General features: G+C 28.4%; 14 protein-coding genes. 2 read left to right on the forward strand and 12 right to left on the reverse strand.

Going from position 1 to position 19213, the window contains the following annotated elements:
* Positions 1-104 precede the first annotated feature (104 nt).
* Positions 105-1823 (reverse strand): hydroxylamine reductase, encoded by a 1719-nt coding sequence (hcp, locus tag AC11VW_RS10580; RefSeq protein ID WP_484301381.1) that lies wholly within the window; start codon positions 1821-1823, stop codon positions 105-107.
* Between the two features lie 118 nt (positions 1824-1941).
* On the opposite strand from hcp, the gene AC11VW_RS10585 reads away from it, so the two are divergent.
* On the forward strand, positions 1942-2580 hold the full coding sequence (locus AC11VW_RS10585) for a Crp/Fnr family transcriptional regulator (RefSeq protein WP_484301382.1): 639 nt from the start codon (positions 1942-1944) through the stop codon (positions 2578-2580).
* Between the two features lie 54 nt (positions 2581-2634).
* Here the strand turns inward: AC11VW_RS10585 and dinB are convergent, their stop codons facing one another.
* The 4 genes from dinB to AC11VW_RS10605 all read right to left on the reverse strand — a co-directional run bounded on the left by dinB (position 2635) and on the right by AC11VW_RS10605 (position 8044).
* Positions 2635-3726 (reverse strand): DNA polymerase IV, encoded by a 1092-nt coding sequence (dinB, locus tag AC11VW_RS10590; RefSeq protein ID WP_484301383.1) that lies wholly within the window; start codon positions 3724-3726, stop codon positions 2635-2637.
* 317 nt (positions 3727-4043) lie between these two features.
* Positions 4044-5552: a DUF1846 domain-containing protein gene (locus AC11VW_RS10595; RefSeq protein WP_484301384.1), complete on the reverse strand. Its 1509-nt coding sequence runs from the start codon at positions 5550-5552 to the stop codon at positions 4044-4046.
* Positions 5553-5884: 332 nt separating this feature from the next.
* Positions 5885-6070 (reverse strand): hypothetical protein, encoded by a 186-nt coding sequence (locus AC11VW_RS10600; protein WP_484301385.1) that lies wholly within the window; start codon positions 6068-6070, stop codon positions 5885-5887.
* Positions 6071-6382: 312 nt separating this feature from the next.
* A complete protein-coding gene (locus tag AC11VW_RS10605) occupies positions 6383-8044 on the reverse strand; it encodes a ribonuclease J (RefSeq protein ID WP_484301386.1) in 1662 nt (553 codons plus the stop codon).
* Positions 8045-8536: 492 nt separating this feature from the next.
* Here AC11VW_RS10605 and AC11VW_RS10610 point away from each other — a divergent pair, with 492 nt between their 5' ends.
* Positions 8537-8863 carry a hypothetical protein gene (locus tag AC11VW_RS10610; protein WP_484301387.1) on the forward strand — a complete coding sequence of 109 codons (327 nt, stop codon included), beginning with the start codon at positions 8537-8539 and terminating at the stop codon, positions 8861-8863.
* A 39-nt stretch (positions 8864-8902) separates the two neighbouring features.
* Here AC11VW_RS10610 and AC11VW_RS10615 read toward each other — a convergent pair whose 3' ends face one another.
* The 7 genes from AC11VW_RS10615 to glgA form a co-directional block, all read right to left on the reverse strand.
* On the reverse strand, positions 8903-9772 hold the full coding sequence (locus tag AC11VW_RS10615) for a hypothetical protein (RefSeq protein ID WP_484301388.1): 870 nt from the start codon (positions 9770-9772) through the stop codon (positions 8903-8905).
* Positions 9773-9843: 71 nt separating this feature from the next.
* On the reverse strand, positions 9844-10941 hold the full coding sequence (locus AC11VW_RS10620; protein WP_484301389.1) for a YkvI family membrane protein: 1098 nt from the start codon (positions 10939-10941) through the stop codon (positions 9844-9846).
* 214 nt (positions 10942-11155) lie between these two features.
* Positions 11156-12424, reverse strand: a complete 1269-nt coding sequence (locus AC11VW_RS10625) for a dicarboxylate/amino acid:cation symporter (protein ID WP_484301390.1) — start codon at positions 12422-12424, stop codon at positions 11156-11158.
* A gap of 415 nt (positions 12425-12839) precedes the next feature.
* Positions 12840-13274 carry a single-stranded DNA-binding protein gene (locus AC11VW_RS10630; RefSeq protein ID WP_484301391.1) on the reverse strand — a complete coding sequence of 145 codons (435 nt, stop codon included), beginning with the start codon at positions 13272-13274 and terminating at the stop codon, positions 12840-12842.
* Positions 13275-13465: 191 nt separating this feature from the next.
* Positions 13466-15325 carry a glycoside hydrolase family 13 protein gene (locus AC11VW_RS10635; RefSeq protein WP_484301392.1) on the reverse strand — a complete coding sequence of 620 codons (1860 nt, stop codon included), beginning with the start codon at positions 15323-15325 and terminating at the stop codon, positions 13466-13468.
* Complete coding sequence (locus AC11VW_RS10640; RefSeq protein ID WP_484301393.1) at positions 15303-17750, reverse strand: glycogen/starch/alpha-glucan phosphorylase; 2448 nt, start codon at positions 17748-17750, stop codon at positions 15303-15305. Before AC11VW_RS10640 ends, AC11VW_RS10635 begins: the two co-directional genes overlap by 23 nt.
* Positions 17751-17762: 12 nt before the next feature.
* A complete protein-coding gene (gene glgA, locus AC11VW_RS10645) occupies positions 17763-19205 on the reverse strand; it encodes a glycogen synthase GlgA (protein ID WP_484301394.1) in 1443 nt (480 codons plus the stop codon).
* Positions 19206-19213 lie beyond the last annotated feature (8 nt).

Genomic DNA, 19213 nt, shown 5'->3' on the forward strand with positions numbered 1-19213 from the left:
TTTTCCTATGAAATTTCCGTCAAATTACGACTTTTCAATTAATTTTAAAAATGCGGAGGTTTTAATATTCCTCCACATTTTAATTTACATTTAAATATTTTTAATTATCCTAAGAACATCTTTAAATCATCTTCAACATTAGTTATTCCACTGATTCCAAAGTTTTCAATCAAAACTTTAGCTACATTTGGAGATAAGAATGCTGGTAGAGTTGGTCCTAAATGTATGTTTTTAACTCCAAGATATAATAATGATAATAACACTATTACAGCTTTTTGCTCATACCATGCTATATTAAAAGCTATTGGTAATTCGTTTATATCTTGTAATTCAAATACCTCTTTAAGCTTTAATGCTATTAATGCTAATGAGTATGAATCATTACATTGTCCTGCATCTAATACTCTAGGTATTCCATTTATATCACCTAATTGTAACTTGTTGTATTTATATTTTGCACATCCTGCTGTAAGTATTACTGTATCCTTAGGTAATGCTTTTGCAAAATCTGTATAGTAATCTCTAGATTTAGCTCTTCCATCACATCCTGCCATAACAAAGAATTTCTTTATAGCTCCTGATTTAACTGCATCTACCACTTGGTCTGCTAATGCAAATACTTGATTATGTGCAAATCCACCTATTATTTCTCCTGTTTCTATTTCTATAGGAGATGGGCATTTTTTAGCTTGCTCTATTATAACAGAGAAATCTTTATTATCTTCTGATTCACCTGCTATATGAGTACACCCTGGGAATCCAGCAGCTCCAGTAGTATATAATCTATCTTTATAGCTATCCTTTGGAGTTACTATACAATTTGTAGTCATTAATATTGGACCGTTAAAACTTTCAAATTCTTCTTTTTGTTTCCACCAAGCATTCCCGTAGTTTCCTGCGAAATGAGTATACTTCTTAAATGCTGGATAATAATGAGCCGGTAACATTTCAGAGTGAGTATATACATCCACTCCAGTTCCTTCTGTTTGCTTTAATAATAATTCTAAATCTTTTAAATCATGTCCTGATACTAATATACCTGGGTTATTTCTAACTCCGATATTTACTTTAGTTATTTCTGGATTTCCATAAGTTCCTGTATTAGCAGAATCTAATAAAGCCATTCCATCTACTCCAACTTTTCCAGTTTCTAAAGTTAATCCTATTAATTCATCTATTGTTAAGTTGTCATCTAAAGTCTTTGCTAAAGCACTTTGCATAAATGCATTTACTGCTTCATCATCATATCCTAATGAATTGGCATGCTTGATATAAGCTGACATACCTTTTAATCCATATATTATAAGTTCTCTTAAACTTCTCATATCTTCATCTTTAGTAGCTAATACACCAACTTTTGTTGATTTTTCGTCTAATATTGAATCAATCGAAGTCTCTTCTTTTCCACCTAATATTGCATTTTTTAATTTAGATAATACTCCAACTTTTTCGTCCATCTCTGCGTTAGAAGTTGCATTCCATAAAGCTGCTTCTGATAAGTTTTCTTTATTATTTAATGTATCCATTAGCTCTTTTTTAGTATTTAAAGTCGCTTTAACTCTTTCATAGAATACTGCATCATCAAAGTTTGCATTTGTTATTGTTGTAAATAAGTTTATTGTTATTAAATGATTTACATCATGAGATATTAACTTTCCTTCTGCTCTAAGTCTTGTAGTAACTTCTGATAATCCTTTAGTTGTATATATTAATAAATCTTGCATTCTTGCTAAATCTGGTGATTTTCCACATACTCCAAACTTTGTACATCCTGTACAGCCTGCTGTTTCTTGGCATTGAAAACAAAACATTTTATTTTCCATAACTAAACCTCCATATTTTTAATGTGTATTTCATATACTTATTATATGATATAATAGTATATAGTTCCGTAACACAGGTTACATTATTTATAATATTATAGAAAGTTTGGTGAGAATTATGTTTATGAATAAAGATGATGTTTTAGACTTCTTTAAAGAATCTACTTATAATGTCGTTAATTATTCTAAAAATGATATTATAGCTCTAGAGGGATCTCCTTGTGAAAAAGTTGGATTAGTTTTGAAAGGAAGTGTAGATATAAAAAGAATTTTAACTAGTAATAATGTTATCCATATTTCTTCTTTTAGTGAAGGGGGCTTTTTCGGTGAAATAATTGCTTTTTCAGATACTAATACGTATCCTGCTACAGTTATATCTGCTACATCTAGTAAAATAATGTTTATAACAAAAAATGATTTTATTAGTTTTTGTACAAAGCATCCTGATTTTTTAGCAATGTTTTTAAATGATCTAACTAATAAAATTATAACCCTAAATAAATCTATTACCGGTTTATCTTTAACTAGTATACGTCAAAAAATCAGTAATCATTTACTTAGCGAATATGATATTCAAGGTAACTTATTTATTAATCTTAATATGACAAAGCAAAAACTTTCAGAAAAATTAGGGATTCCTAGACCATCTTTATCTAGAGAACTTATTAATATGAAAGATGAAGGACTTATAGATTACTCAAAAGATGTAGTTAAAATTTTAGATATAAATTCTTTAAGAAGTATTTTAATGGAATAAAGGGGCTAAAATACCCCTTTATTTTCTAACTATTTATTATTTGAACAAGCTGTTTCAGTTTATTTTTTCTATATACTCAAATATAGTTATATTTGTACATTCTTCTTTTTTCTTAGTTAAATTTGATAATGTAACCCCTAGTAATCTAATTTGTTTATCTATATTAATATTTTTTAATAAATTATATACATTTATTCTAATCTCATCCTGTTTATTTATAGAATGTTCTAAACTAATGCTTCTTGTTATTTGCGTAAAATCATCAAACTTAACTTTTAGAGTTACTGTTTTACCTAACTTATCAGAATAATTTAATCTAGTAGCTACTTCTTCGCATATTTCACTCAATATATCCACTACCTCTTCATCATCTATATTTAAATTTCGACTTAAGGTAATTTCTGACCCTACCGATTTTCTTTCTCTGTGAGGTTCTACCGGTCTATAGTCTATCCCTCTTGCAAATTGATAAAAATTATATCCTCTATTTTTAAATATATTCTCTAGTTGATGTAATTCTAAATTTCTCAAATCATAACCTGTTTTTATTCCTAGATTCTTAAGAGTTCTTTCTGTTACTTTTCCCACACCAAAAAATTTATTTATTGGTAAATTATCAAGAAATTCTTGTTTGTTTTTTGGTGTTATTACAGTTAATCCACTTGGTTTTTTATAGTCAGATGCAAGTTTAGCTAAGAATTTATTATATGATACTCCCGCAGATGACGTTAATCCGACTTCTTCTAAAATTTCCTTCTTAATCATTTTTGCTATATCTGTGGCATATTTTATATTTTTTTTATTGTTGGTTACATCTAAGAATGCTTCGTCCAAAGATAGAGGTTCTACTAAATCCGTATATCTGTAGAATATTTCTCGTATTTGATTGGATGCTTGGTGATACACATCAAATCTAGGTCTCACAAAATAAGCATATGGACATCTTTTATATGCGGTTTGAGACGGCATGGCTGAGTGAATTCCATATGCTCTTGCTTCATAAGAACAAGTTGCCACAACTCCTCTACTTTGAGGTTCCCCTCCAACAATTACAGGCTTCCCTCTTAATTTAGGATTATCTCTTTGTTCAACCGATGCATAAAAAGCATCCATATCTATATGAATTATCTTCCTATTATCATCCATTACTATCACCTTTTTTATTTAATATTATTTTGCTTTATGTGCCCTAGTTTCTCTGTCCATAACTTTATTAATAAGGTTATGTTGCATATATTATTATATCAAATTAATATTATTTTGAATTTATTTTATCGTTTTAAAAAAATAACTTGCATTTTTTTTTGAAAACCTTTAAAATAGGTATTCCAAGGAACTAAGTTATTTAGATACTTGATAACCGTATATTTATATTTATTTTTAGATTATATAATTTTATATAAGAAAGACCATACTACCTCGGATGTAGTATGGTCTTATATTTTCTCTATTTCTAACTAATATTAGTTAGCATAGTAAAGATTTTGTGATGGATATTCAGGATCACTTGTAACATCTATACCAAGTTCTCTAAATGTTTGCTCGTCATTTTTACTTAATATAGTAGTAGAATGTGCTTGAGCCCCTTTTAATAAAGGTAATTTCTCAAGTACTACTTGAGCACTTGGATTTGTAACAGCACATATACTAAGTGCAGTTAAAATTTCTTCACAACTTAACTCTGGTGTTCTACTTCCTAATGTTTTAGTTTTTAGGTTTACGATAGGCTCTAGTATCGCAGGAGATATTAAATGAATTTCATCAGCTATATTAGCTAGATACTTCACAGCATTTAATGTAGCAGCTGCAGTTGCATTCATTAAGTCTGAACCTTTACCAGTTAATATTGTTCCATCAGTTAATTCTAATGCAACGGATGGACAAACATCATTCTTCTCAGCAGTTTCCTTTAACTTATTACTATAGTTTCTAGCTGGAATTACAGCTGTTCTATCTTCTGGCTTTAAGTTAAGACCTTCCATTATCATTCTTATTCTTTCGTAAGCCCCTTTATCTACTTGGCCTTTTTTATATTCACAAGCAGTTTTAAAATATCTTCTTATTATTTCTTGTCTTGATGCTTCAGCAACAACTTCATCATCTACTATACCGTATCCAACTCTATTAACACCCATATCAGTTGGTGATTGATATATAGATTCTTTTCCTGTTATTTTCTCTATTATCTTTTTAAGAACCGGGAATAGTTCTAAATCTCTATTGTAGTTTACTGCCATTTCTCCGTATTTTTCAAGATGGAATGAATCTATCATGTTAACATCTTTTAAATCTACTGTAGCAGCTTCATATGCTATATTTACAGGATGCTTTAATGGTACATTCCATACTGGGAATGTCTCAAACTTTGAGTACCCAACTGCATTTCCTCTTTGATTTTCATGATATAATTGGCTCAAACAAGTTCCTAATTTCCCGCTATTGGGTCCTGGAGCTGTAACAACAACTATAGGCTTAGTAGTTTCTATATAAGGATTTGCTCCATATCCTTCCTCGCTTACTATTGTATCAACATCAGTTGGATATCCTTTTGTTGGAGCATGCTTATATACTTTTATTCCTCTACGCTCTAACTTGTTTATAAATACTGTAGTTGCAGGTTGTCCTTCAAATCTTGTTATAACAACACTGTTTACATCTAGTTCATACTTTCTTAAATCATCTATAAGTCTTAAAACTTCCATATCATATGTTATACCGAAGTCACCTCTTATTTTATTTCTTTCGATATCTCCTGCATAAACACATATAACTACTTCTACTTTTTCTTTCATATGTTGAAGTACTTTTATTTTTGCATTTTCATCAAATCCTGGCAATACTCTTTTCGCATGTAAATCTCCCATTAGCTTACCGCCAAATTCTAGATAAAGCTTATCAAAATTATTTACTCTTTCTAAAATGTATTTTGATTGCTCCTCTAAATACTTCTTATGATCAAATCCTATTTTCATATTGCACCTCACTAAATTATTTAATTTTTTTGATAACCGTATATTTATATTTATTTATATTTATGTAAAGTGAAATTCTTACTTAACACTCTAACGGTGTTTTTTTCATCATTTTTCACTTTAAGTTTATATTATACATTTAAGATATAAATATTTCAAGATGATTTTTTTATCCTTTTTTATATAAATTTATTTTACTCATATAAACATTTTTCTATTATAATTTATTCTATATATATAATTCTCTTAAATATAAAATATACTCACTACAATCACATTAAAATCATGCAATTGTAGTGAGTATAATATAGTTTTAAGTTAATTACTACTAATTAGCAGCCACATCCACCATCAAATAAATCTCCATTTGCACAAACTATTAATAATAATATTAAAAATGGTATCCAAGTGCATATATCAATTTCTGCCCAACACTCTTGAAATGCTAAGAATAAGAAAAATAATACTATTATCCATATTCCACTGAATCCGCCATCTCCAAATAATCTGTCTAACATTTTAGTACCCCCTGTTGTATTTAATTTGTAGAGTTTCTACTCTTAACATATACTATGAGAGATACTTTATTTTTGACAGTAATTTATTTAGACCTATTATGCTATTAATCTACACATTTCAACATTCTTTAATTTATAATACATTTCAAAATTAACTGTAAGACATAGTAATATTGGTAGCATTGTCACTATTATATATCATAACCCTCAAAATCGCACTATACTATAATTAAAGAATAAGTAAGCTTGGATGAAAAAATGGGGTATCCCAAAATGATTAAAATTATTTTGAGATACTCCATTTTTTATTATTTATACTTCCATTATAATAGGAAATACACTTGGTCTTCTTTTTGTTTTATGATATAAGAGATGTTCTACTGATCTCTTTACATTATTCTTTAAAATTTGCCATTCTAATACTTCCTTTTCTAAGCAACGCTCTATTTCATCTTTAGATACTTCTTTTATTTTGTTAATCAAATCTTCTGATTCTCTAGCATATATAAACCCTCTAGTTATAACGTCTGGTCCTGCTACTATGCTATAATTTTCTTTATTTATTGCTATGACAATAGTAACCATACCATCTTTAGCTAACTCTCTTCTATCCCTTAGAACTATATTACCTACATCTCCAACTCCAAGTCCATCTACAAATAAAACTCCTGTATGAACTGTTTTAGATGCATTAGCACTTTCGTTAGATATTTCTAGAACTTGTCCAGTCTCCAATGTAAATACATTTGATTGTTTCATACCTAATTTTATAGCTAAATCTCTATGGTGTTTTAAATGTCTATACTCACCATGTACTGGCATAAAATACTTTGGTTTAATTAAACTGTGAACTAACTTTAATTCTTCTTGATATGCATGCCCTGATACATGTATTTCTTCTAAATCCTCGTATATTACATCTGCACCTTTTCTAAATAATTGATTTATTACTCTAGATACTATTTTATCATTCCCTGGGATTGGTGATGCTGATAGTATAAATAAATCATTTGGCTCTATAGATATTTTTCTATGAGATCCATATGCAATTCTTGAAAGACCTGCCATAGGTTCTCCTTGGCTACCTGTAGTTATTATAGTTATTTCTTCACTTGGATACTTATTTAAATCATCTATATCTATAGTATATTCTGGTAGAATATGTAAGTATCCTAATTCCATTGCAACTTTTGAAATATTTTCCATACTTCTTCCACTAAAAACTATCTTTCTATTTTGTAATATTGATGCATCTGCAATTTGTTGCATTCTATGGATATTAGATGCAAATGTAGCTACTATAACTCTTCCTTTTGCATGTGAAAAGATTCTATTTAAGGTTTCTCCTATAGTCTTTTCCGAAAGTGAGTGCCCACTTCTTTCTACATTCGTACTATCTGCCATTAAAAGTAATACACCTTTTCTACCTAATGCAGCTATTCTATTAAGGTCCGTCATTCTTCCATCTATTGGAGTATAATCTATTTTAAAATCTCCAGTATGAAATATAACTCCTACAGGAGTATGTATAGCTAAAGCACATGAATCTGCTATACTGTGTGTTACACCTACAAATTCAACTTTTATATTTTCTAGCTTAATAGTTTGCCCTGTTCTAACTGGCTTTAAATTGACTTCTTTTGCTATATCATGTTCTTTTAATTTATTTGCCACTAAACCCAGTGTAAGTTTAGTTCCATATACAGGCATATTTAATTGTTTCAATATATATGGAATTGCTCCTATATGATCTTCATGGCCATGAGTTAAAAACATTCCTTTTATTTTATCTTTCTTTTCAAGTAAGTATTTTATATCAGGTATTACTAAATCTACTCCATACATATCCTCATCTGGAAAAGATATACCTCCATCAATTACTATTATTTCATCTTTGTATTCTATGGCAGTTATGTTTTTTCCTATTTCGCCAAGTCCACCAAGAGGAATTACCTTTACGCTATCTTTTTCCATAGTCAAAATACTCCTTTCTCTATATTTACATAAACAATTAGTGTATTTTCATTTATTGAAATTATTTATGTTTTTTCCACAGTAATCATTTTCTACTTATTTTTCTCTAAATACATATATTAATTCTACTTTTTATATAAAATTTACTTTTGAATTTAAAAGCTAATTTTTTAAATTCTAAAAACTTATATCTATAATAGAATATTAGATTTAATATAATTTTTTAAAAATCGTTATATTTTATATAGATTTATAATGAAAATTATTAGTACTAAATTATAATATGTATATTATTCGTTCTAGTACTAATTATGAAATAACTGCCATATATTAATAATGTAATGCATGACATTAATTACATGCTTTATTATTTCGAAAATTTCAATTATTCAATGTATTATGTATTTTTGTTTTTTATCAAAGGATTATCTTTTTATATGTAGAATTGTAAGTAAATAAACAAATAATTTTTATAAAGGGTGGGTGCTAAATATGACTAAAATGGTTAAATTTCCTTATAACAACAGAGCTGTTGCAAGATTAGATTCTGATAATGTGGTTCACAACCATCTATATCATCACTGTCCTATTGGTAAAGTTGATGAAAATAACATAGTATACAATCTTTATAATGATCCTATTGGTAGGGTTGATGAAAATGGTGTTATTCATTCTCACCATTCAAATAATAATCCTGTTGGTAAAGTTGATGAAAATGGCTTCGTTCAGGAAAAAAGTTGTTTAATAGCTAGAGTTGAAGGTGACAGAGCTTTATTAGGTGGAAGTGCCTATTTATTATTAATACATGGAAATAGATAATAAAAAAAGGACAGATTTACTGTCCTCTTTTTATTATCTTTATTTTATAAACTGATGTACAAAGTTAATCATCATTGGCTTAAATATACCGCTGTAATCAACAATTTGAGCTATTTGATTATTATTTCCAGTTTGACTATTATAATTTGCAATTTTAAAAGTCAAATATCCATCAACTTCTTCAACTAAATAACCTGCATCTCTTGTATTTGATATTTCTAAGTCTCCCATATCAACATCTAAATCTTTTACTAATTCTTTATTGGCACATAAAATACCAGTTGAATATGTACTTATATCAGTTGCAAAAACTATATACTTCCCATTTATTTTCTTTTCATCTGATTTTATAAATAATCTATTAGTTAAACTACTTTTCATCATGTTCACAGGTATTAAATTAGACTCTGTAGCTTCATCTAAATTAGCTCTTGTTGTTTTAATAAAACTGTCCATATCAAATTTATCAGATTCTATTTTTAATATGTTTAATGTCTCTATATTTTCTTTAGGTATATATTTTGCTACATTTTCAAATACATCATATATATCTTTTATTTCATAATCTTTACTTATGTAATTTTCTTTTATTTCATATTCTTCATCGAATTCCTTAAGTAATTTAGGCAATTCCTCTTTAGTCTCAGCATCTTTTATATTCGTTACAAATGGTATTATCTTATTTGGTTTCATTAAAAATGTTTCTAATGGCTTTATAACTTCATTAGCTTCTGTTATATCACTTTCTTCAAATGCCACTTCTATACCATCCTCTAAAAATGCCACTTCAACTTCCATTTCATACTCTTCTTCATCTATTACATTACTTCCTACTGGATACATTACCACTAACTTACTCTTGTCAAATACATATCCAAATGAATAATCTATTTCTAATTGTTTTTTCATTTGTTTTCTCCTTATCACTTATGATGTAAATATATTATCATAGTTTTAGTATGTTTTATAGTACATACATATTATAAACGTTTGTTTTTAATGTTAATACCACTTTTATTTATTTTTATACGTTTTATAAAAATAGCACAAATTATAATTACCCCAAATAATCCTGATACTGGATAAATAAGCTTAACTAGCATTGCAAATGGTAGCCTACCTCCTATGATACCTAAAATTGTGCAAACTATAGCTATTATAGTAAATTTACTACTCTTCTCTTCTGAAAAGCTAGTACATACACTCCAAAGTAGAGGAACTGCAGTAGTATATATTCCAGCTATTAACATAATTGAAAACATCATACCAATTATAGGTCCTATTTTGTCCGCCATATATAGAGTTGGTATTTCTTTTATATATATATTTTGTATATCTGACATTATCCCTAGGTTAAGAGCCATAGCTGCAATCATAAATATAACGCCCCCCAGTATCCCACCCCAAATACAAGTTTTCCTATTTTTAGCTGTAGATCCTACACCAACTAAAAAAGTTGTAGCTATTATTAGATTAAGCCCGCTATATATAACACTCGTCACCCACCAACTATCTACAGCTTTAGTTACATTTATGTTAGAAATTATTTGATTTGTAGACAAGAATGTTTCATAATTTCTTGATATAGTTACTATGCCAACTCCAACTGATATAATCACAATCATAGGTCCTATATTCCCTAATATGTCTATAATCTTATTCATACCTAATAATACTGATATAAGCGCTAATATTGCTAATATTAGAGAGCCTATATTTTTATTTATACCATAATATTGATTTATTGAAGCTCCTGCTCCTGATATCATAACTATAAAACTACAAAGGAAAAATATAGGCATAAATATCTTGAAAAATCCACCTACACAATTCCCACATAAATATGTAAATATATCATTGCTTGATTTTAATCTTACAGTCTTTCCTATTTCTAGCAAGCTTGCGCCACAATAGGCTAGTATTATCATACAAATCATATTAGATAAAATACTTATCATTCCATGAGCTGAAAAAAATTGCATGATTTCTTGCCCTGTCGCAAATCCCGACCCTATACATACCGATATGTATGTTCCTGCAAATTTCATAATTTCTTTAAAGTCAGTATTCTTACTCATAATTATGCCGCCCCTCTCTATTTATTTGTTCAAGCCTCTAATAATTTATATGCTTATTCAATGTTATTAATATCTGAAAAGCAAAAAGCTTACTCAGTTATTTAACTTAAGTAAGCCTTTTGTTTTTTGTATTTATATTAATGTTTATTGAAAAACAATCTTAACTTCATAAAAATAATTCCTATATAACACTATCGTTTTTTAACTATTATTACTATGCTATTTGTTTTTCAGATTTTTTGTTATATAAATCGATATCTAAATCTTTTTCACTATTTGCGATTACTAACGTACAAACATTATCTCCCATTACGTTTACTGTAGTCCTAAACATATCTATAATTCTTTCAACACCCATTATTAATCCTATACCTTCAAGTGGAAGACCTACTGATTGAAGTACCATAGATAACATTATCATTCCTACCCCAGGAACTCCTGCTGTACCTATTGATGCTAAAGTTGCAGTAAGTACTATTGTCATCATTTCACTCATACCTAAGTTTATTCCATATATTTGAGCTATAAAAAGTGCTGCAACACCTTGCATTATTGCAGTTCCATCCATATTTACAGTAGCTCCCATTGGTATTGTGAATGATCTTGTTGCTTTTCCTACCCCTAATTCTTCCATTATTTCCAAACTTACTGGTACAGATGCATTACTTGATGCAGTCGAGAATGTAACTGCTGCAACTCGTGTAAATTTCTTCAAGAATGGCTTAATTTTCTGCTTTGTAAATAACTTAAATAGTCCTCCATATACAAGTGATACATGTATTAACAATCCTAATAATACAACTGCTACATATTTTAACAATGCAAATATCGCATCTGTTCCAACTGTTGCAAAAGTATCTGCTACTAGTGCAAATACACCATATGGAGCAAATAACATTATTATATTTACCATTTTCATACATATTTCATTTGCACTTTCAAACAATACCTTAACAGGCTCTGCTTGTTTTCCTACTACATTTATTGCTATACCTATAAGTAGTGCAAAAAATATAACTTGTAACATTTCACCACTTGCTAAAGATTGAATTGGATTACTTGGTATAATATTTAATATTATTTCGACTATTGATTTTGATTCTCCAATTGCTATATCCCCTGAAGCCATACTACTCATATCAAGCCCTAGACCTGGCTTTAATAAATTACCTAGTATAAGTGATATTATTATTGCTACTGCTGTTGTTCCTAGATAAAAAAACATTGTTTTTCCACCAATTCTACCTAATTTCTTTACATCTCCCATAGAAGCTGTTCCACATACTAATGAAACAAGCACTAAAGGTACTACCATCATTTTTATAGAAGAAGTAAACCCACTTCCTAATATTTTAAATACTCCACCTAGTATTAATGTATCTTTTATATATCCTCCAGGTACTTGTTTTAATATCAATCCGACTATAAATCCTAACAATAAACCCAGTAAGATCTTGCTTGTTAATGTCATTTTTTTGTTCATTATAATTTCCTTTCTTTCTAACCTTTTCTATATTTATATCTTAATTATACACCATATAGAAACTTTTCGCATTAAAAAATAAAGTTTAGTTTACTTTAAATATTATATTAACTTATTTTTTAAAGTCATATCTATATTAAACTTAATTTTCTTAGTATTCCCTAAGAATACCCTCTTAAATTAATCAATATTGCTAAAAATTCATTAATTTAAATAGTATAAACTTTTTTTAACTTTAGAAAAATTATTTTTAAGGTTCTATCTCTAAATATTTATTTATATTAAGACCTTTCAGTTTATATTTTTTAGCAACTAAAAAGGAGTATAAATATAATCAAGAAAATAATTTTTCTAATTTTATATTTATACTCCTTTTTAGTTGTAATTTATTGTTAATAATTCTTTGTACTATTAATTAAAATGGTAATTCTTCCTCTGACACATCTGTCCTTATTCCCACTTCTTCAAATACTTTAGATCCATCAAAATATTTGTTATTTGCATCTTCATTATTAGAACTCTTTCTAGCTCCTGATGAACCTAAGAATTTAACACTGTCTGCCCTTACTTTTGTAATATATCTATTTTCTCCATTAGAATTTTGATATCTGTCTACTCTAATTTGACCTTTAACACATGCCATACTTCCTTTATTGAGATATTTAGCACAATTTTCTGCCTGTCTACCCCATATTTCTATATCTATAAAATCTGCCTTTTTTTCTCCGCCTTGGCTAACATAATTTCTATCTACTGCAATATTGAATTTAGTTAATGGTGAGTTATCATTTCCCACATATTTTATTTCTGGATTTCTTGTTAGTCTTCCCACTAAAACCACATTATTCATATTCATCACTCCTTTATTTTTATATAAATTGTGTATTTTAATAGGATTATGTACAAATAATCATTTTTCATACCTTATTTTACCATTAAAGAATATACATTTAAAAATCGTAAAATAAATAGACATCGTCAACAAAATAGTGCCAATCAATGTCTATTTAATATTTTAAATATTATTATAGTATTTTAATACTATTCTTCTATTAAGGTCTTTATATTGAATACTCTAAAACTCTTAGGATTTAAATTTATACTGAATATTTCATTTTCTTTGAATATACTTTCTAAGTATTTTTTTGAACTATTTTTTATGTCTATTTCTTCTAGTGTATTTTCTTTAAAATCTAATTCTATATTTTGAGTATTTTCATTTCTATTTATCATTACTAGTATTTTTTCTTCTTCTGAGTATCTTATAAAAGAAAATACATCATCATTTTTCACATCTATAAACTTAGTGTCTCCATGTATTAATGTATCATATTTTCTTCTTGTATTTATTGCTTCTTTGTAAAATTCAATCATATCCTCATCTTCTTCTTTCCAAGGATATGTTCTTCTATTATCTGGATCTAACCCACCACAAAGTCCAGCTTCATCTCCATAGTATACATATGGTACACCTTCAAAAGTCATTTGGATTGCAACTGCTAACTTAACCACATCACAGTCCTCATTAAGCTCTGTTTTTATTCTTGATACATCATGTGTTCCCAATAAGTTTAAATTAGATCTGAATGCTTCAGATGGATAATTCTCTTTTATTTCCATAAATTTGTCGTTAAGTTGCTTAGATGTAATATCTCTCTTTAAGAAAGAAAGTACATTTTGTCTAAATGGATAACCCATCACTGAATCTAATTGCTTTCCTGAGAAATAGTTTCTTCTTTCTCCATAACTTATTTTATTGGATGCATCTTCCCATACTTCCCCTGCTAGAATAGCATCTTTATCTGTTTCTTTTAGTTCCTTTTTAAGGATTTTTATAAACTCAGTTGGAAGTTCATCTGCTACATCTAATCTCCAACCTTTAACACCCATGTTAGTCCACTTCTTTATTACACTATCTCTGTCTCTAATTATGTAATCCATATAACTTGGCTCTAATTCATTTACATTCGGAAGTGCCTTTATATCCCACCAACATTTATATTTATATGGATATTGTTCGAAGTTATACCATGAAATATATTTAGAACTCTGTGATTGACATGCTCCAACTTCACCATAGTTTCCATACTTGTTGAAGTATTTACTATCTGCCCCAGTGTGGCTAAATACACCATCTAGTACTATGCTTATACCTTTTTTCTGTGCTTTATCTATTAATTCTTTAAAAGTTTCTTCATCCCCAAACATCGGATCGATTTTTTTGTAATCTGCTGTATCATATTTATGATTACTTGAAGCTTCAAATATAGGACTTAAATATATAATACTTATTCCCAGCTTTTTTAAATATCCAAGTTTGTCTATAATTCCTTTTAAATTACCTCCATGGAAGTCCCATCTAACAATGTCCCCTTCATTATCTTTTATATACATTGGAGTATCACTCCAATTTCCATATATAAAACTATTTTTTTTGGGATTATTTGTCTTTTTAGTTCTGTTTCCATTATTAAATCGATCTACAAATATATGATACATTACTCCATCTTTATACCAATTAGGTACTTCATAGTCCTCATATGCTGTAATTTGATATTTTTTTATATTTTCATACGAATATTCATATATGTTTCCATCTTCTATGCTTTTTCCATAATATTTTTTTTGATTTTGACCATCTATTTCAATATCTACTTCAAAATAATAAAAGTAAACACCAACTTCATTAAATCCATTAAATTCTCCTTGATAATACTTATTATTCTCTCTTGCTAAACTTATTTTGCTCAATTCTACATTTTCTTTTAAAATTACCCAGGAAATATCAAGTATATTGTAATCTTCATTCGAATTAATCGACAATCTCATACTTTGATTTACCTTTAAGGCCCCAAAAGGAGCCTTATCTTCCCAAGAATTATAGTTTATTATATTTCCCATTTATCTCACACCCTTTAAACCAAATATCATTTGCATACTCAGATATAGTTCTATCTGAAGAGAATATGCCTGAATTTGCTATATTTATTAAAGATATTCTATTCCATTCTTCTTTTTTCTTATATAGTTTATTTATTTCATGTTGAGCTTTTATATAATTTTCTAGATCTCTTAATACAAAATATTCATCATTATACGTTATTAATGAGTCATATATTACTCTACCGTCATTACCCATATTATCTATAAAATCATTTATTAAATCATCTACGACTCTTTTTATATATTTATTTGAATTATATAAATCTAACGATGAATATCCTCCATATTTATTGTAATTTAAGACTTGAGATGCTTTGAGTCCAAATATTATTATATTTTCATCTCCAACTTGTTCATGTATCTCTACATTAGCTCCATCTAATGTTGCCAATGTAATTGCTCCATTCATCATGAACTTCATATTACTTGTACCTGATGCTTCTTTAGTTGTTGTTGAAATTTGTTCACTAACCTCTGTAGCTGGTATTATTATCTCAGCTAAGGATACACCATAATTTTCTACAAAAACTACTTTTATTTTATTTTTAATTCTATCATCATTATTAATTTTCTTAGCCACAGAATTTATTAGTTTAATTATGCTTTTTGCTAAGTAATAGCCTGGTGCTGCTTTTGCTCCAAATATAAATGTTCTAGGCTCCATATCAAAGCCAGGATTTTCTAGTAGCTCATGATATAAATGAAGTATGTGTAGCACATTTAATAATTGTCTTTTATATGCATGTAATCTTTTTATTTGTACATCATAAATAGAGTTTGGATTAATTTCAATATCATACTCTGTCTTTATAAAATCCGCTAACCTTTTTTTATTGTTATTTTTGATATTGCTTAGCTTTTCTAATATTTTTGGGTCTTCCTTGTACTCCTCAAGTTTTTTTAACTCTAAAGTATCTTTTTTCCATCCATCTCCTATTAATTGTGTTATCAAATCACTAAGTTCTTCGTTACAACTTATAAGCCATCTTCTATGAGCAATCCCATTAGTTTTATTATTAAACTTATAAGCCTCATACTCATAAAAATCATTTAGTACTTCATTTTTAAGTAGTTCTGTATGAAGTTTTGCAACTCCATTGACACTATGACTACCCACTATACATAAATTAACCATACTAACACTTTCACAATTAATAATACTCATTCTTTGTATTTTTTGATAATCATCATGGTCATGATTTAGTTCTTCTACATATCGTCTATTTATTTCTTCTATTATCATGTATATTCTAGGAAGTAATTTTTTGATCAGTTCTACAGGCCATTTTTCCATAGCTTCTGCCATTATTGTGTGATTCGTATAAGATATAGTATTTTTAGTTATATCCCAAGCTTTATCCCAAGATAATTCTTCATCATCAAGTAATATTCTCATAAGCTCAGGGATGCATAATGTCGGATGTGTGTCATTTATATGAATAGCTACATTCTTTGATAGGTCTAGTATATTTAATTTATTTTTCTTATACTTTCTGATTATATCTTGTATTCCTGCACTAACTAAAAAATATTCTTGTTTTAATCTTAATAATCTACCTGCATAGTTAGAATCATTTGGATATAAAACCTGAGATATTTCTTCAGTATAGTATTTATAGCTTAATGCATCTTCGTAACTACCTGAATAATTTTTTGCATTTGATGTTAAAGGACCAAAGTCTCTACTTATGATTTCTGATTTAAATAATCTTAGCGTGTTGATATAATCATTATGATATCCAATTATAGGTATATCATAAGGCATAGCCATTACTGGAATGTAATTTGTGTGATGAACTTTTAGCATACCTTTTTCTTCTGATAAGTAAACATTACCTTCAAATTTAACAACCATTGCTTTATTCGGTCTCACACTTTCCCAGATATAAGTTCCTTGAGTAAGCCAGTTATCAGGCACTTCTACCTGATAACCATTTACAAACTTTTGCTCAAACAGCCCACTCTTGTATCTAATTCCATATCCATGACCACTTATACCTAAAGATGCCATAGAATCTAAAAAACACGCTGCAAGTCTTCCCAAACCGCCATTACCTAAAGCTGGGTCACCTTCTGTATCAATTAAATCATCTAGATTTATTCCTATTTCCTTTAATCCGGTTCTAATTGTATTCTCTATATCTAAATTTAATAAATTAGATTTTAATTGCCTTCCCATTAAGAATTCTATACTAAAGTAATAAACTTCTTTTTCACAACATAGTCTAGTATCTATCCATTTTTTAGATATAATGTCTTTCATTACACTGCTTAAAACATTTAATAACTGTTCATTAGTGGCTTCTTCTATTGGTTGGGCATACATACTATACATTTTACTTTCAAAGCTCTGTATAAACTTTTTTTTGCTAATTACGGCCATAAAATCTCTCCTTTAATTTAGCATCTCTTGATATGTGCTTATATAGATTTTAGCTGATTTTTCCCAGCTACTATCTGTATTCATAGCATTTATAACCAGTTCTGTCCATATTTCTTTATCTTTATAAATATCTATGGCCCTTTGGATGCAATAAAGCATATCATGTGCATTATAATTTTGGAAACTGAACCCATTTCCTTGTCCTGTATATTGATTATATGGTTCTACTGTATCTTTAAGACCACCAGTTTCCCTAACTATTGGAAGTGTTCCATATCTCATAGCTAACATTTGACCTATGCCACAAGGTTCAAATAATGATGGCATTAAAAACATATCACTACCTGCATATATTTGCTGTGCAAGTGCACTATCAAATGTTATCCTAGCAGAGACTTTATTTGGATATGTTGAGTCATAATAGTTAAACATAGATTGATATTGATGGTCTCCTGTACCTAGTACTACCATTTGTACATTCTCTCTCATTATCTCTGGCATAATATAAGATATTAAATCTAAACCTTTTTGTGACACTAGTCTAGATACTATACCTATTAAAGGTATGTCTGAATTAACTTCTAAACCTAATATCTTCTGTAATTTAAGTTTATTCTCAACCTTCTTATCAATACTCTTTGCATCGTAATTAACAAATGTATCTTTGTCTGTTGCAGGATTATTTAAATCATAATCTATTCCATTTAAAATACCCTTTAGTTTGTATGAATTAGTTCTTAATAATCCATCTAAGCTTTCTCCATAAAATTCAGTTTGTATTTCATTTGTATAAGTAGGACTTACCGTAGTCACCTTATCACTAAAAACTATACCAGATTTCATGAAACTGACTCCACCGTAATATTCAATATCTCCATTATAAAGATATTCATATGGAAGATCTAGTACATTACCTAAGACCTTATTTGAAAATACACCTTGATATTGTAAATTATGAATAGTGTACATAGTTTTTATATTTTTATACTTTTCTATATTGTTATATTTTTCTTTAAGCGTTAAAGGTATCATACCTGTATGCCAATCATTCATATGAATTATATCCGGATAAAAATCAAGAATAGATATGGCTTCTAGCACTGCATTACTAAAGAAAGTATATCTTTCTGCATCATCATCATATCCATAAAGATATGCAATTTCACCTTCTCTCTTAAAGTAATACTCATTATCTACAAAGTAAAATTTAACTCCATCTAACTCCATCTCTAAAAGTCCACAATATTGGTTTCTCCATCCAACCTTTACACTAAATACTGCTACTTCCTTTAGCTTTTCCTTTAAATAATTTGGCATTGTTGAATACTTAGGTAGTATTACTCTAACATCAATACCTTCTTTTTTTAATGCCTTAGGTAATGCATAGGCTACGTCACCTAATCCTCCTGTTTTAGCAAATGGCCAGCACTCTGATGTTACATAAAGAACTTTCACTAAAAATT

The organism is Romboutsia sp. (assembly GCF_056995035.1).

What these genes read in the sequence shown, in the direction of transcription:
- AC11VW_RS10635 (WP_484301392.1), bottom strand. Translation starts at nt 15,325, where the DNA reads ATGGGAAATATAATAAACTATAATTCTTGGGAAGATAAGGCTCCTTTT.
- AC11VW_RS10585 (WP_484301382.1), top strand. Translation starts at nt 1,942, where the DNA reads ATGTTTATGAATAAAGATGATGTTTTAGACTTCTTTAAAGAATCTACT.
- AC11VW_RS10640 (WP_484301393.1), bottom strand. Translation starts at nt 17,750, where the DNA reads ATGGCCGTAATTAGCAAAAAAAAGTTTATACAGAGCTTTGAAAGTAAA.
- AC11VW_RS10625 (WP_484301390.1), bottom strand. Translation starts at nt 12,424, where the DNA reads ATGAACAAAAAAATGACATTAACAAGCAAGATCTTACTGGGTTTATTG.
- AC11VW_RS10610 (WP_484301387.1), top strand. Translation starts at nt 8,537, where the DNA reads ATGACTAAAATGGTTAAATTTCCTTATAACAACAGAGCTGTTGCAAGA.
- AC11VW_RS10630 (WP_484301391.1), bottom strand. Translation starts at nt 13,274, where the DNA reads ATGAATAATGTGGTTTTAGTGGGAAGACTAACAAGAAATCCAGAAATA.
- hcp (WP_484301381.1), bottom strand. Translation starts at nt 1,823, where the DNA reads ATGGAAAATAAAATGTTTTGTTTTCAATGCCAAGAAACAGCAGGCTGT.
- AC11VW_RS10605 (WP_484301386.1), bottom strand. Translation starts at nt 8,044, where the DNA reads ATGGAAAAAGATAGCGTAAAGGTAATTCCTCTTGGTGGACTTGGCGAA.
- AC11VW_RS10615 (WP_484301388.1), bottom strand. Translation starts at nt 9,772, where the DNA reads ATGAAAAAACAATTAGAAATAGATTATTCATTTGGATATGTATTTGAC.
- dinB (WP_484301383.1), bottom strand. Translation starts at nt 3,726, where the DNA reads ATGGATGATAATAGGAAGATAATTCATATAGATATGGATGCTTTTTAT.
- AC11VW_RS10620 (WP_484301389.1), bottom strand. Translation starts at nt 10,941, where the DNA reads ATGAGTAAGAATACTGACTTTAAAGAAATTATGAAATTTGCAGGAACA.
- AC11VW_RS10595 (WP_484301384.1), bottom strand. Translation starts at nt 5,552, where the DNA reads ATGAAAATAGGATTTGATCATAAGAAGTATTTAGAGGAGCAATCAAAA.
- AC11VW_RS10600 (WP_484301385.1), bottom strand. Translation starts at nt 6,070, where the DNA reads ATGTTAGACAGATTATTTGGAGATGGCGGATTCAGTGGAATATGGATA.